We start from the raw sequence: 14,406 nt of genomic DNA, 5'->3' as shown, positions 1-14,406 counted from the left end.
AATGATTCAAGACGAGTTTTTTAAGCGTATCGTAACCCAATACCAATCCAATCTTCCTTTTGTCGCTTACCGAAAACCCAATAGGCAAGAGGTAAATGCTTTTATCCAGAAAACGGACGATTTGTTTTTTTCTGAAGACTATTCCGAAATTGGGTTTGTATTCGCACCTTTTGATGATAATGAAAAATCGGTGTTGATACCGTTGGAACATTCCGAAATTCTAACGGCAGATTATCAGGTTTCCGATATAGCAAAAACTTCTGGGGTTTTTAAGGCTTCCGATGCATCGGAAAAAGAAAATCATATCAACCTCGTTAAAAAAGGCATTCAAGGAATTGAGCACGAAAAATTCAAAAAAGTAGTGCTTTCTCGAAGCGAGTCGGCACACCTTAAAGAGAACAATCCTGTTGTCATTTTTAAAAGGCTGCTAAATAATTATCCTTCGGCATTTGTATATTGTTGGTTTCACCCCAAAGTAGGTTTGTGGTTGGGCGCAACACCCGAAACTTTAATAAAAATAGAAGGGGCGCAATTTTCTATTATGGCATTGGCAGGTACACAAAGTTATAATGGCACGCTTAACGTGAAATGGCAAGAAAAGGAAAAGCAGGAGCAGCAATACGTTACCGATTTTATTACCGAAAATTTAAAACCCGCTGTGGAACGCTTAACGGTATCGGATACCGAAACAGTAAAGGCTGGCAACTTGGTACATTTAAAAACCATGATAACGGCACGGTTAAAATCTCATGTACCGTTAAAACAAGTGATTGATGCTTTGCATCCCACGCCAGCGGTTTGTGGCGTACCGAAACTGGCGGCCAAGCAGTTTATTTTAGAGCACGAAAACTACAACCGCTCATTTTACACGGGCTTTTTAGGAGAGCTAAATATGGAAAAAACGGCCAGGCCACGATCCGGAAAGCGTAACATAGAAAATAGGGCGTATGCTATGGCTAAAAAAAGTACGCAGCTTTACGTGAATTTACGGTGCATGCAAATCAAGGATGAAAACGCCATAATTTACATTGGCGGAGGCATAACCGAAAGTTCCAATCCAGAAAATGAGTGGCAGGAAACCGTAGAGAAATCCTTAGTGATGAAAAACATTTTATAAGCATTTTTATTGGCAAGCTAATTTGTTATTTTTGGCTATTGATTAAAACTACATGACCTATCCAAAAATACCACTAGCACAAACCATTGTCCAATTGTGCAAAGCCAAAGGCATTAAGCATATTGTAATTTCACCGGGTAGCCGTAATGCGCCGTTAACCATTGGGTTTACAAACGACGATTTTTTTAACTGCTACAGTATTGTTGACGAGCGCTGTGCGGCATTTTTTGCATTGGGTATTGCACAAAAACTACAGCAACCCACGGCTGTGGTTTGCACTTCGGGCAGTGCGTTGCTTAATTATTATCCGGCGGTGGCCGAAGCTTTTTATAGCGATATTCCGTTGGTAGTCCTTTCGGCCGATAGGCCAAAACACTTGGTTGGTATTGGCGACGGACAAACCATTAACCAAAAAAATGTGTTTGATAACCATATTTTGTATTCGGCCAATTTAAAGCTTGATTTAAAGGACGAAAAGAATGTGCCTAGCCACGAGGAGTTGCCTATTTTCAAAAATCTGGAAAATAAATTCGAACGGTTTTTGGGCCTTCAAAAAGATATCCAAATTTTCAATGAAGAGGAAATCAACACGGCTATTAATTTTGCACTTTTAAAAAGGGGGCCAGTGCATATCAATATTCCTTTGGATGAACCGCTTTATGAAACTACCGATAAACTTTCGGTAAACCCAAAACCCATTGAGGAGACCGAAAAGGAGCCGGATTTTGAAGACTACGTTTTGAAATCTTGTTTGGAAGACTGGAATTCGGCCACTAAAAAAATGATTTTGGTCGGGGTAAACCAGCCCAACCAGATTGAGAAAAAATGGTTGGACGAGTTGGCGCAAGACGATAGTATTTTGGTGTTTACAGAAACGACTTCCAACCTCCATTACTCAGGTTTTTTTCCGAGTATTGATCAATTAATTGCGCCGCTTTCTCCCGAAGAACAAAAAGAACTGCAACCCGATATTTTGCTCACTTTTGGCGGTTTGGTGGTATCAAAAAAAATAAAGCAGTTTTTGCGGAAGTTCCAGCCGAAACACCATTGGCACATAGATCCCAAAACGGCATACGACACATATTTTTGTTTGGAAAATCATATTGAAGCGACGCCAAACCAGTTTTTTGAAACCTTTTTGCCCAAGGTGACGCATTATGTAAAAAGCGGTTACAAACATAAATGGGCGGGCGTGAAACAACGCCGATTAAAAAAACATAAAGCTTATTTGGAGGAAATTCCGTTTTCAGATTTTAAGGTATTTAGCCGGGTGTTAAAGTCGGTTCCGGAAAATTCCGTGCTTCAAGTGGGTAACAGTTCGGCCATTCGTTACACACAATTATTCAAACTCAACAAATCTTTAGAGGTGTATTGCAATCGGGGCACCAGTGGGATTGATGGTAGTACATCAACCGCCATCGGTTTTGCTGTGGCCAGCGAAAAACCTACTGTTTTCATTACGGGTGATCTAAGTTTTTTGTATGACAGTAATGCCCTTTGGAATAATTATATTCCGAATAATTTTAGAATCATCGTGATAAACAATCAAGGTGGTGGTATTTTCAGAGTTTTGCCCGGTCATAAAAACACCGAGAATTTCGATACCTATTTTGAAACCAACCACAATCACACCGCAAAACACCTTTGCGATATGTATGGTTTTAATTATGAAACGGCGCACGACGATGAAGGCTTAAAAACTACTCTAAAATCATTCTATATGGAAAGCAGTCAGCCAAAATTACTGGAAGTATTTACGCCCAAAGGAATAAACGATGAAGTGCTTTTAAACTATTTTGAATTCATTAGGTAAATGTCTTCAAAAAAATAATGATTTAAGTAAAAACTAGTGACTTGAAAGGGTTTTATGTGTCTAAAAAAATAGTTACCTTTAAAGGGTTATCAATTAATTATTTCACTAATACTTAAAAACGAAAATCATTATGAGTAAAAGAGACGAGCTTATTGCAAAATATGCTGAAGATTTAAAAGAAAAGTGCGGCATTAAGGCAGACATGGATTTATTAACTAAAGTAACTATTGGCTGCGGACCATCTATTTATAATGCTGATGCGGCAACAGTTTCAGGGTCGGACCAATCGGAATTGGAAACTGTAAAAAATAACTTTTTAATTAAAAAATTAGGATTGAAAGACGGGTCAGAATTGGATAAAGGCATCGATGCCGTTATGGAAACCTACGGAAAATCCAACCGCAATAAGTATCGTGCTGTAGTGTATTATTTATTGACCAAGCATTTTAAGAAAGAGTCGGTGTATTAAAACCGAAATCCCATAAATATAAAAAGCGTTGCATGATGTAACGCTTTTTTTTCGATTTTACTGATTAAGAAATTATTGTTTGTAACTATGATTATAAACAACGCTATCACTACCTTTGCAGCATGATTAGATTAGGCGAAATAAATACCATGGAAATACTTCGTGAAACGGATCACGGAGTGTATTTAATTGATAAGGATGATGAAGAAGTGTTGCTTCCAAACCGTTACGTTCCTGAAAGTTTTAAAATTTGGGACGAATTGGAAGTTTTTGTCTATTTAGATAATGAAGAGCGCCCAGTAGCCACTACCGATAGGCCTTATATCATGAAAGGCGATTTTGCATTGTTGCGCTGCAATCAAGTGACCGAATATGGTGCTTTTTTGGATTGGGGTATGGTAAAGGAATTGTTTTGTCCGTTTAAAGAGCAGGCCTTTAAAATGAAACCCGGAGGTTGGTATTTGGTATATTGTTATTTGGACGAAAAAACCAATAGGTTGGTGGCTTCGAGCAAAACCAATCGGTTTTTGGACAACAAAGAATTGACCGTAGAGGAGTTTGAGGAAGTGGATTTAATCGTGTCGCATCCATCGGATATGGGCATGAATGTTATCGTCAACAAAACGCACACAGGCTTAGTTTACAAAAACAATATTTTTAAAGATTTAAGTGTTGGTGATAAATTGAAAGGTATTGTTAAAAAAATCCGACCAGGAAACAAACTCGATATTACTTTAGAGCAAGTAGGCTACAGAAATATAGAACCCAATGCCGAAAAGGTTTTACAAGAACTTCAAGACAATGGTGGCTATTTGGATTTAACCGATAAATCGTCACCCGAAGACATTAAGGAAGTGTTGCAAATGAGCAAAAAGAACTTCAAAAAAGCCATCGGGAGTTTATACAAACAACGCAAAATAGAATTAGAAAAGGATGGTATTCGTTTAGTTTAACGAAAATGCACTGCTTTTCACTTTTTCAGAAACGGTTTTTATGGCTTCCGTAATGGTGTTGTAATCTATCTTTTCAGAAACACAAAATCCATTTTCTATTTCGGCATTCATTTTACTGGGCAAATCATGTCCAACCACGCCATAAGCTTTCAAATTTTTCGCCTGGGTTCTAAAATGTGGGGTGTCCATCAGGTTGATTGAATAGGAATTGATTCTGTTAGCTACAATGCCATACGGTTTTGTATTACCAAAATAACTTTCCAATTCATTAATAATGGTTGCAGAATTGTTCATATCAAAATGAACGCCTTCACGTAACTCAACAACGGCAATATTTTCAAAAAAATAAACATCGCCCATTTTATTTTCAACAGTTTTTAAGATTTGATGGGCAAAATTGGTCTCTAATAGTTTCATTTTAATTTCAAATAGGGTTAAAAACAACACTTTGTAAGTGTCTGTATATTAGACGCGTTAAGGTAAAAAAGTCACATTTCAGGTGCTGTTTTTTTAGAAAATTCATGCAAAAGTACTGTGTAAGCATAGTATTTAGGGTTAAAATTTAGTTAAACTTTAAATTGATAAAATCGTTAATTTTTAATTGAGCGATTCTATTATTAGTATTTTTGTAGTATGATAAATAACGATACCATTGTTGCTTTGGCAACACCCGCGGGAGCTGGTGCTATTGCTATAATTCGCTTATCGGGTAGTGAAGCCGTTACTATTGCCGACACATGTTTTAGATCGGTAAAGAAAGATAAGCGCCTGAGCAAACAAAAAACGCATACCATCCATTTGGGACATATTGTTGATGGAAACAAAACGGTAGATGAGGTGTTGTTATCGGTTTTCAGAAACCCTAATTCGTACACAGGTGAAGATGTAATTGAGGTGTCCTGCCACGGTTCGAGTTATATCCAACAGGAAATTATCCAATTGTTTTTGCGGAAAGGGTGCAGAATGGCATCGGCGGGCGAATTTACTTTGCGTGCTTTTTTAAACGGAAAACTGGATTTAAGTCAGGCAGAAGCCGTGGCCGATTTAATAGCCAGCGACAACGAAGCATCACACCAATTGGCCATGCAGCAGATGCGGGGCGGGTTTTCATCTGAAATCGCAAAACTTAGGGAAGAGCTTTTAAATTTTGCTTCCCTCATAGAATTGGAACTCGACTTTGCTGAAGAAGATGTGGAGTTTGCCGACCGCACCCAATTTAAAGATTTAATAGATCGAATCGTTTTTGTACTAAAGCGATTAATAGACAGTTTTGCTGTCGGAAATGTGATCAAAAACGGTATTCCGGTAGCCATAGTTGGTGAGCCCAATGTGGGGAAATCAACACTGTTAAATGCGCTTTTAAATGAAGAGCGTGCTATTGTGAGTGACATCGCCGGAACGACCCGCGATACCATTGAAGATGAAATTTCCATTGGCGGCGTAGGCTTCCGTTTTATCGATACCGCTGGTATTCGCGAAACCAAAGATGTGGTTGAAACTATTGGTATTCAAAAAACATTCGAAAAAATAGCCCAATCGCAAGTGGTTATTTATTTGTTTGATGCTGTATCGGTTTTTGCTAAAAAAGCCTCATTGGATGCCATTAAGGTTGAAATTGAAAAAATAAAGAATAAATACCCACAGAAACCATTGGTGGTGATTGCCAACAAAGTAGATGCCATTAATGACGACGAAAAGACAAGCCTTAAGAACGCCATTCCAGAAATAGAATTGCTTTCAGCCAAAACCAAAAAAGGGGTGGAAGAATTGAAATTAACGCTTACTAATTTTGTAAACACCGGCGCTCTTCGCAACAACGAAACCATTGTCACCAACACGCGCCATTACGATGCGCTTTTAAAAGCTCTGGAAGAAATCCAAAAAGTGAAGTACGGATTGGATACTGGCTTGTCGGGCGACTTATTGGCGATTGATATCCGTCAAGCTCTATATCATTTTGGGGAAATTACAGGTGAAATAACTAATGATGATTTGCTCGGTAACATTTTTGCTAATTTTTGTATCGGAAAGTAACTTACTTTCTTTTGTTTGTTAATGTATTGATTTTATTGACTTTATGAGTTTTTGTTTTCTCTTTTTTGTTGCTTTTTTGCTCTTTTTTAACTAAATTTGTTGTATATCTGTTGCCTTAAATACGGATTTGTTGCCCAAATCTGTTGGCTAAAAGATTGGCGAAATGATGCACCATATTGCCCCACGTTGCACCATAACGCTACATAAAGCACCATTTATGAGCAGTAATTTATACATCCCAAAAACCTGTAAGCATTGCGGTAATGCCTTTACAGCACGTACAACAGTAACTAAATACTGTGGTGATACTTGTGCTAAAAAAGCCTATAAGGCGCGTAAGCGTAAAGAAAAAATTCGAGCTACTCTTACAAAGGATATGCAGCAGCAAAAAGAAGCTGTTCAAATTCCAAACCTCAACACGGTAAACAACAAAGATTTTTTAAGCGTTACTGAAGCCTCACAATTGATTGGTGTAAGTAGATGGACCATTCAAAGAATGATTCAACAAGGACGTTTAAAAGCAGTTCCTTTTGGAAGAAAACGTATTGTAGCCAGATGGCAAATAGAAAACCTTTTTAATTAGCACCCTATGAAAGTAACATTAAGACAACGCAAAAAGAATGATAAAATAAGTCTGTATTTAGATTACTATCATAAAGGAAAACGCAAAACCGAGTATTTGCGCTTATACCTTACGCCTAATCCTAAAACTAAATCAGAAAGAGAGGTTAACAAGAAAACCAAGCAATTAGCAGAAACCATTTGCGCACAACGCCAAATAGAAATTCAAAATGGTATTTATGGCTTTCAGGATATTGAGAAATTAAAAGGAAGCTTTATTACTTATGTTACGGCTTTAGCTGAAAAGAAAAACACCAGCTCTGGCAACTATGGGAATTGGAACAGTATGCTAAAACACTTGAAAATCTTTTGTCCTACGGATGTAAGCTTTCAAGATTTGGATAAATCATTTGTTGAGCGTTTCAAAGAGTATTTAGATAAAGATGCTATGGCAAGAGCAGGTAAAAAATTGTCCCAAAACTCTAAATATTCATACTATGGTAAATTTTGCGCAGCTTTAAAGCAAGCAGTTAAGGATGGTATTTTAAAAGTCAATCCTGCTAATGGTGTAGATTATTTTAAACAAGGAGAACCTCAACGAGAGTTTTTAACCCTTGATGAATTACAAAAGGCAGTCAATACAGAATGTGAATTACCATTATTAAAAAATGCTTTTATATTTTCAGCACTTACCGGATTACGTTGGTCAGATATTGAAAAATTGTTGTGGTCAGAAATCCAACACTCTAAAGAAATGGGGTATTACATACGTTTCAGACAAAAGAAAACCAAAGGTGCTGAAACCTTACCAATTTCAGAACAAGCAAGAGAATTATTAGGAGAAGCAGGAAAACCCGAAGCAAAAGTTTTTGAAGGTTTACATTATAGTGCCTGGTCAAACCTTAAATTGCAACAATGGATGATGAAAGCCGGTATTACAAAAGATATTACCTTTCACTGTGCGCGTCATACCTATGCAACTTTACAGTTAACTTTGGGTACGGATATTTACACAGTATCAAAATTATTAGGGCATAAAGAGTTGAGAACAACACAGATTTATGCCAAAGTAATTGATGATAAAAAGAAAGAAGCTGCTAACCGTATTCAATTGGATTTATAATGAAAGGAAATGTATTTGCAAGTTTGGTATCGATTACCAACGGGTTACATAGAGACAATAGATCAGAACGAGAATTTAATTTTTTGGACTCTGAATTAAAGGAACTACCAAAAGCTGATAATGCGGTTTTTAAAGTAAACTTTAAAAGACCTCTAAATAGTAAAAAAGAATATTACTTTAAGCTGATTTCAAATGATACCGAAACTGAATTAGCAGCATTAAAATCCCAATTCCCAAAAGATGCTACAGAACCCGAAAGCAAGTATAACTATACCGTACAATTTAATAAGTTCAATAAGTATTTAAAGGATATTGCCACCTACATTAAAAAGCAGTCTATAAGTAACGATTTAGGCAATGATGCTGATTATATCATCAATTACTTAAAAGCATCAGCAATTCGCCTATACATCTAATTACAAGAGCAATACGGACAATTTTCAGATGCTGGGTTATTCTCAATTCAAGAAATAGCAGAAAAGTATTTTAATGATACTGATTTTGATACTTCAGTATTTGTGAAATTAGAAACTGATAAAAAAGAGGTAATTAAAAAACCATCTAAACCGAAAAGTAAGCCTAAAACCTCATTTGGTTATAAAAATAGAGATACTTCAAAATTACTTCCAGTTATAAAGCAATTACATTTTAGAATTGACCTATTAGACAATAGAACAACCCCAGAACAATTGGAAAAACTTTTATTAGCAGAAAACTTCAACAATATAGATTACAAGATTTATCTGCAATGTGAAACAACACAATTCAGTTATGTGGTTAAAGAATTGAAATCTTATTTCCATAATTTGAAGCCAGCAACTATAGAGCGTTCAGGAAAATTTATAACTAAAACGGGTGCAGCTTTAAGAGCAGGAAATTTATATAAAAACAAGATTGATAACCCGAAAGAAAAAGAAGAAATCGATAAAACAATCCAACAACTGCAATAAAAAACAGTAAGAATAGTAAGGATTCTTACTGTTGTCTTACTCTCATTTTACACTCTTACTAAAATCGGCAAGCCAATTTCAAACCTTTGTCCTGTTCTTGAAAACCAAGAATGACATTTGGCCAGATGTCCTCATTTATTTAAAACAAAATAAACGATGGACACAAATATCATCGAAAAGTTAGACCGCATTGAAAAACTCTTATTAGAGCAACAAACAATGCAAAAGCAAGTATTAAACTTTAATGAAACTTGTAAGTATTTAGAATTATCTCAATCACACTTGTATAAACTTACAAGTACGGGAACCATTCCGCATTATAAACCGAATGGTAAAAAAATTTATTTCCAACGAGAAGAGTTAGACCATTGGTTACTGCGTAACCGTATGGACTCAAGAGACGAAATCGAACAGCAAGCTGCCGATTACTTAATTAAGAAAGGAGCGGTGAAGTTATGACTGAAATAATCGATTTACTCTTAACGCTCTCTCAAGAAATAAAGGATATTAAAGCACGTATTGAATTGTTACGACATTCGAGAGCAGAAGTATTAAAAGATACGTGGATTGATAATCAGGACGTATTACAGACCTTACACATTAGTAAGCGCACTTTACAAACATTAAGAGATAACGGCACACTTCCTTATAGTAAAGTTAAAGGCAAATTTTATTACAAGGTAGCTGATATAGAGCAATTGCTTCAAGATAACTACTACAACCATAATTTCAAACGAGATGGAAATAAGTAGAGAGGCAATTTTAAACAAAACGCACTACGGCTTAAAGATTTATGCTTATGTGTTAAGACAGTACTATCCTGATACAACAGTCCTTTCTGTAAAAGGAAGGGACTGCGGGATAACTCGAAATCCATTTAATGGTGGAAAGGAAACCTTACGGATTCATATTGATGAAGTAATAGCAACGCATCGAGATACAGAACTAGAAACATTTAAAGGTGATGTATTCGATTTTGCACAATACCATTTTAGAATAACCGATGAAGAAGAGCTGCTAGAGAAAATCAACCAAGAATTGCATCTCAATTTAATGGTTAAGAAAAAAGACGAATTAGAATGGTTGAATAATCCAGACGATACCTGGTATGCTTACTGTAGCTTTTTCAAAGCACCAGTTCGCAATGTGTTTCCTTTGGAAACTTTGCGATTGCATCAAGTATTTGCATTAATCACAAGTGATAAATACAAAAAGATTACCGAAGATTTAAGAGCAATAACCGATGTAAAAGAAGCACGTAAATTCAAAGCTAATCACTTTGATTACGTGACCTTTTCAGGAACTTTTGAAAAACGTAACGATAACAATTTATTACAGCATTCCAATTTGCTAACAATCGATTTTGACCATTTAGAAAACCTTCAAGAGTTAAAATCCAAATTGTTGAACGATGAATATTTTGAGACCGAAATGTTATTTACATCACCATCTGGTGATGGCTTGAAATGGATTATCAGAATAGATATTTCTGAAACATCACATTCAGAATATTTCATTGCAGTAGCAAATTACATTAAACACACTTATAACATTGAGGTTGACCAGTCAGGTAAAGACATTTCCAGAGCGTGTTTTTTACCATACGCCCCAACAGCCTTTCTAAATAAAAGACACCAAGCATTATGACGAAAATATTTAACCCAAAAGAATGGTTAGAAGTTCCAAAAGAGCAACAGCCAACAAGCAACAAGACAACAACTCACGTTGTTGCTGTTGCTAATAACGATATAGAATCTTACATAACAGCTATTGAACAAGCTGGAGCTGATATTACAGGTAATTATGCTAATTGGCGTGATTTAGGTTTCGCATTAGCAGAAGAATATGGAGAAACTGGGAGAGACTATTTCCACCGCATTAGTAAAGCTTATGTAGGATATGAACCCAAAGAATGTGATGAACAATTTAATAAATGCCTAAATGCAAAAGGGCACGGAATAACCATTGCAACGTTTTATCATCACGCACACCAAGCAGGTATTAGAGTACCAAAAACAGAGACAATAATACCTCAACAAAAAGAAGTAAAACAACAAGAAACAATGCCTACTATTCCAGAAAAGGTATATAATTCGCTTCCACAGTTTTTACAACAAGTTGTAAATCCTGCAAGCAGCCAAGAAGAAAAAGATATCTTATTGTTAGGAGCATTAACGGCTTTTAGTGCTTGTTTTCCTAAACTCTTTGGTGTCTACGACCAACGCAAAGTATATAGTAATCTATATCTATTTGTAACTGCACCTGCTTCTGCAGGTAAGGGAAGACTCAACCAAATTAAAAATTTGGTAGACTCTGTTCATAAATTAAAGAGAGAGCAAGCCAAGGTTATAAAACAACAGTTTAATACGGAAAACGCAGCTTACAATATGAATAAAGGAAAAGATGAAAATCTTGAAAAACCAAGCAAACCACCTGAAAGAATGTTGTTCATTCCAGCCAATAATAGTGTAACTGGAGTCTATCAATTAATTTCAGATAATGAAGGGAAAGGATTGATTTTCGAAACCGAAGGCGATACGTTAGCACAAGCCTTTAAAAGCGATTATGGTAATTATAGCGATGGATTTCGTAAAGCCTTTCATCACGAAACCATAAGTTATTATAGAAGAACCGATAGAGAATATGTAGATATTGAAAAACCGTGTCTATCAACCGTATTATCTGGCACACCCAAACAAGTCGCAACTTTAATACCTAATGCCGAAAATGGGTTATTTAGTCGCTTTATGTTCTATTATATGAATATAAAACCAACTTGGAAAAACGTGTTTTCAAACAATAATAATGTAGGGTTGGATGACTATTACTCGCAATTAGGAAATGAGTTTCTGGGCTTATATAAAACACTAAAAAACAACCCAGAAATTGAAATACAATTAACGGAAGCCCAACAAGGGCAATTCAACACGTTTTTTGAGTCCTTGCAAACCAAATACATCAACTTACAACCCGAAGAGTATATCGCAACCATTAGACGATTAGGATTGATAGCATTTCGGTTAATGATGTTATTCACGGCATTTCGTATTATGGAGGATGGTGATGTAAATCAAGTAAAAGAATGTGAGGATGTTGACTTTGATAATGCCCTAACAATCATTTCCATTTTAGTAAAGCACAGCAGTAAGGTATTCAATGATTTACCTATTGAGCAAAAAACAGTAAAACGCTTAAACCGTAAAGAACGCTTTTTAGATAGTTTGCCAAAACAATTCAATAGGCAAGATTATTTAGATTTAGCGACCAAGCATAATATTCCACATAAAACCGCTGAAGGGTACATCACAAAGTTTGTAGATGCTGGGTTATTGCATAGAGAAGCACATAATAGTTACTCAAATCCTGTAGGAGGCAAGTAAAGGAAATCAAGGAAATTAAGGATTTAAAACAATATCCTTTAGTTCCTTAAATCCTCAATTACGCTTTTCCGTAACTATAATTAAAGGTATTTGTTTTTCTTTACTTTTTTCTTGTTTTTTAATTTAATGTTCAATATATTTGAATGTTCATTGTCACTGAACACTAAAAATAAATGAACAATAGACTATGTATCGCAATAACGATTTTATTTATCAAGCTGTAGCAAATTTGGAGAGCGTTATCAATATACCAATTGATATTGAAACCTCAAGAGCTAAATATGATGCTATTTTGAATATCAAAAACATGCAGTTTGTGGTAGAGGCTAAATCAGCAATGAGAGCATCTAACCAAGGTCTTATATTATCGCAACTTGAAGAATTGAGAAATAATACAAGTAAGCCTATAATATTTATTGCAGATTACATTTCAAAAGAAGGAGCAAGTCAACTCAAAGAACGTGGCTTTAATTATATAGATACTGCTGGCAACGCTTTTATTAGTAAAGACGATGTAATGATTTATGTAGAAGGGCAAAAAAGAGCCAGTAAACATAAAACCAATCAATCTAGAGCGTTCCAGGAAGCTGGTGTTAAAATTATTTTTCATTTGTTAAGTGAACCCGAAAACTTACAGCACTCATATCGTACAATAGCTCAAAAAGTTGGGGTGTCTTTAGGTTCTGTAAGTAATGTAATGGCTGAATTAGAAGAGTTAAATTATTTGATTAAGACCAAAGATAAAAGAGTACTTAAAAATAAGGAAGAACTTTTGGAGCGATGGTTAGTGGAATTTAACACAGTTTTAAAACCAAGAATCATAAGAAGTAAAATGAAATTCATTGACCCAGATATGGCTCAAAATTGGCGTAACATGTTGTTAAACCAAAAACAAGGAGAAATACTTTGGGGTGGTGAGCCAGCAGGTGCAATGCTTACCAATAATTTAAGACCACAGGTATTTACAATTTATAGCAACCTTGAATTACCTGAAATTGCCAAAACATTGCGTTTGGTTCCAGATAAAACTGGCAATGTCGAGGTCTGTCAAAAATTTTGGAAAAATAATGATGCAACCAAAGTACCGGCCTTATTGGTCTATACCGATTTAGTGAACAGCGGATATGGTAGAAACGTGGAAATAGCTAACCAAATATTTGAAAATGAGTTACAGCATATCCAGTAAAAAATTCAACCATCCGTTGCTAAAGCCGATTCTTCAGGAATTAACAGCCTTTTTTAAAGACTCTGATATTTCCTTTTTTGTCATTGGTGCGACAGCTCGTGACATTATAATGGAATTACACGATGAAAGTTCCGGACGTTTAACACACGATTTGGATATTGCTATCACCATCAACGATTGGGAACAATACAAAACCGTTGAAGAAGGCATCACGAAATTACCAAATTTTACTAAAGACCCAGACCAGAAACAACGCTTCCAATACTTGGGGAAATTCGATTTAGACATTGTGCCTTTTGGTAGCATCATGAATGAAAATGATAAAATCTTTTGGCCACCAGACGAAGAATTCGCCATGTCTGTATTAGGCTTTCCAGCGGTAAACGATGCAGCATTAAAGGTTAATATCGATGAGGATATCGATATTCAAATAGCATCCTTGGCAGGTATAGGATTATTGAAAATTGTAGCGTGGAGAGATAGAAACCATAAAACCAACAAAGATGCAGATGATATGGCGTTTATCTTGCAAAATTATTTAGAAATTCATAGAGACGAATCTCTTGAATATTTTGAAGAAATATATACCGAAGACCATACCATAATTAAAGGTGGTGCAACCTTATTGGGGATTCACATCAATCAACTATTAAATGCCTATCTAGATGCTAAACAAAGTATCAAGGAAATTTTAACTGCGGAAATAGAACATCAAGAACAAAGTAAATTCATCAACCAAATATTAGAAACCCATAAAGCTTTAAGCTACGATGAGGTTTTTAAAAGCATAGAAAACATAAACAACCAAATAAAAATATAG

14 protein-coding genes and 1 pseudogene are annotated in these 14,406 nt (G+C 35.6%); 14 read left to right on the top strand and 1 reads right to left on the bottom strand.

Annotated elements, in window-relative coordinates:
* The first annotated feature begins 1 nt into the window (after window position 1).
* From HC176_RS08585 to HC176_RS08570, 4 genes are all read left to right on the top strand, one after another.
* Window positions 2-1,117, top strand: a complete 1,116-nt coding sequence (locus HC176_RS08585; protein ID WP_167917786.1) for a chorismate-binding protein — start codon at window positions 2-4, stop codon at window positions 1,115-1,117.
* Between the two features lie 52 nt (window positions 1,118-1,169).
* The gene (menD, locus tag HC176_RS08580; RefSeq protein WP_167917785.1) at window positions 1,170-2,930 is read left to right on the top strand and encodes a 2-succinyl-5-enolpyruvyl-6-hydroxy-3-cyclohexene-1-carboxylate synthase; all 1,761 of its coding nucleotides are present in this window, start codon (window positions 1,170-1,172) and stop codon (window positions 2,928-2,930) included.
* A 130-nt stretch (window positions 2,931-3,060) separates the two neighbouring features.
* The gene (locus HC176_RS08575) at window positions 3,061-3,399 is read left to right on the top strand and encodes a DUF2853 family protein (protein ID WP_167917784.1); all 339 of its coding nucleotides are present in this window, start codon (window positions 3,061-3,063) and stop codon (window positions 3,397-3,399) included.
* A gap of 122 nt (window positions 3,400-3,521) precedes the next feature.
* Complete coding sequence (locus tag HC176_RS08570) at window positions 3,522-4,352, top strand: CvfB family protein (protein ID WP_167917783.1); 831 nt, start codon at window positions 3,522-3,524, stop codon at window positions 4,350-4,352.
* Here HC176_RS08570 and HC176_RS08565 read toward each other — a convergent pair.
* Complete coding sequence (locus HC176_RS08565; RefSeq protein ID WP_167917782.1) at window positions 4,344-4,769, bottom strand: hypothetical protein; 426 nt, start codon at window positions 4,767-4,769, stop codon at window positions 4,344-4,346. The two genes, HC176_RS08570 and HC176_RS08565, sit on opposite strands and share 9 nt — an antisense overlap.
* Before the next feature lie 216 nt (window positions 4,770-4,985).
* On the opposite strand from HC176_RS08565, the gene mnmE reads away from it, so the two are divergent.
* The 10 genes and pseudogenes from mnmE (at window position 4,986) to HC176_RS08510 (ending at window position 14,406) form a co-directional block, all read left to right on the top strand.
* Entirely contained in the window at window positions 4,986-6,386 is a 1,401-nt protein-coding gene (mnmE, locus tag HC176_RS08560) for a tRNA uridine-5-carboxymethylaminomethyl(34) synthesis GTPase MnmE (RefSeq protein WP_167917781.1), read from the top strand.
* Window positions 6,387-6,549: 163 nt separating this feature from the next.
* On the top strand, window positions 6,550-6,969 hold the full coding sequence (locus tag HC176_RS08555; RefSeq protein ID WP_245234863.1) for a helix-turn-helix domain-containing protein: 420 nt from the start codon (window positions 6,550-6,552) through the stop codon (window positions 6,967-6,969).
* 6 nt (window positions 6,970-6,975) lie between these two features.
* Entirely contained in the window at window positions 6,976-8,070 is a 1,095-nt protein-coding gene (locus tag HC176_RS08550; protein ID WP_167917780.1) for a site-specific integrase, read from the top strand.
* A pseudogene (locus HC176_RS20315) lies at window positions 8,070-9,020 on the top strand (DUF6617 family protein). The gene HC176_RS08550 and the pseudogene HC176_RS20315 overlap by 1 nt, the downstream one beginning before the upstream one ends.
* A gap of 156 nt (window positions 9,021-9,176) precedes the next feature.
* On the top strand, window positions 9,177-9,479 hold the full coding sequence (locus HC176_RS08535; RefSeq protein WP_027879783.1) for a helix-turn-helix domain-containing protein: 303 nt from the start codon (window positions 9,177-9,179) through the stop codon (window positions 9,477-9,479).
* Window positions 9,476-9,772: a helix-turn-helix domain-containing protein gene (locus tag HC176_RS08530; RefSeq protein ID WP_167917777.1), complete on the top strand. Its 297-nt coding sequence runs from the start codon at window positions 9,476-9,478 to the stop codon at window positions 9,770-9,772. The genes HC176_RS08535 and HC176_RS08530 overlap by 4 nt, the downstream gene beginning before the upstream one ends.
* The gene (locus HC176_RS08525; protein WP_167917776.1) at window positions 9,759-10,667 is read left to right on the top strand and encodes a BT4734/BF3469 family protein; all 909 of its coding nucleotides are present in this window, start codon (window positions 9,759-9,761) and stop codon (window positions 10,665-10,667) included. The genes HC176_RS08530 and HC176_RS08525 overlap by 14 nt, the downstream gene beginning before the upstream one ends.
* A complete protein-coding gene (locus HC176_RS08520; RefSeq protein WP_167917775.1) occupies window positions 10,664-12,400 on the top strand; it encodes a DUF3987 domain-containing protein in 1,737 nt (578 codons plus the stop codon). The genes HC176_RS08525 and HC176_RS08520 overlap by 4 nt, the downstream gene beginning before the upstream one ends.
* Before the next feature lie 187 nt (window positions 12,401-12,587).
* On the top strand, window positions 12,588-13,586 hold the full coding sequence (locus HC176_RS08515; RefSeq protein WP_167917774.1) for a type IV toxin-antitoxin system AbiEi family antitoxin: 999 nt from the start codon (window positions 12,588-12,590) through the stop codon (window positions 13,584-13,586).
* Complete coding sequence (locus HC176_RS08510) at window positions 13,564-14,406, top strand: nucleotidyl transferase AbiEii/AbiGii toxin family protein (RefSeq protein ID WP_167917773.1); 843 nt, start codon at window positions 13,564-13,566, stop codon at window positions 14,404-14,406. Before HC176_RS08515 ends, HC176_RS08510 begins: the two co-directional genes overlap by 23 nt.

The sequence above is a fragment of the Tamlana crocina genome (genome assembly GCF_012037625.1).
The sequence above is the reverse complement of the archived record's forward strand: the minus strand, read 5'-3'. Positions and strand labels throughout refer to the sequence as shown.

What these genes read in the sequence shown, in the direction of transcription:
- HC176_RS08530 (WP_167917777.1), top strand. Translation starts at nt 9,476, where the DNA reads ATGACTGAAATAATCGATTTACTCTTAACGCTCTCTCAAGAAATAAAG.
- HC176_RS08570 (WP_167917783.1), top strand. Translation starts at nt 3,522, where the DNA reads ATGATTAGATTAGGCGAAATAAATACCATGGAAATACTTCGTGAAACG.
- mnmE (WP_167917781.1), top strand. Translation starts at nt 4,986, where the DNA reads ATGATAAATAACGATACCATTGTTGCTTTGGCAACACCCGCGGGAGCT.
- HC176_RS08575 (WP_167917784.1), top strand. Translation starts at nt 3,061, where the DNA reads ATGAGTAAAAGAGACGAGCTTATTGCAAAATATGCTGAAGATTTAAAA.
- HC176_RS08555 (WP_245234863.1), top strand. Translation starts at nt 6,550, where the DNA reads ATGATGCACCATATTGCCCCACGTTGCACCATAACGCTACATAAAGCA.
- HC176_RS08550 (WP_167917780.1), top strand. Translation starts at nt 6,976, where the DNA reads ATGAAAGTAACATTAAGACAACGCAAAAAGAATGATAAAATAAGTCTG.
- menD (WP_167917785.1), top strand. Translation starts at nt 1,170, where the DNA reads ATGACCTATCCAAAAATACCACTAGCACAAACCATTGTCCAATTGTGC.
- HC176_RS08535 (WP_027879783.1), top strand. Translation starts at nt 9,177, where the DNA reads ATGGACACAAATATCATCGAAAAGTTAGACCGCATTGAAAAACTCTTA.
- HC176_RS08565 (WP_167917782.1), bottom strand. Translation starts at nt 4,769, where the DNA reads ATGAAACTATTAGAGACCAATTTTGCCCATCAAATCTTAAAAACTGTT.
- HC176_RS08510 (WP_167917773.1), top strand. Translation starts at nt 13,564, where the DNA reads ATGAGTTACAGCATATCCAGTAAAAAATTCAACCATCCGTTGCTAAAG.
- HC176_RS08585 (WP_167917786.1), top strand. Translation starts at nt 2, where the DNA reads ATGATTCAAGACGAGTTTTTTAAGCGTATCGTAACCCAATACCAATCC.
- HC176_RS08515 (WP_167917774.1), top strand. Translation starts at nt 12,588, where the DNA reads ATGTATCGCAATAACGATTTTATTTATCAAGCTGTAGCAAATTTGGAG.
- HC176_RS08520 (WP_167917775.1), top strand. Translation starts at nt 10,664, where the DNA reads ATGACGAAAATATTTAACCCAAAAGAATGGTTAGAAGTTCCAAAAGAG.
- HC176_RS08525 (WP_167917776.1), top strand. Translation starts at nt 9,759, where the DNA reads ATGGAAATAAGTAGAGAGGCAATTTTAAACAAAACGCACTACGGCTTA.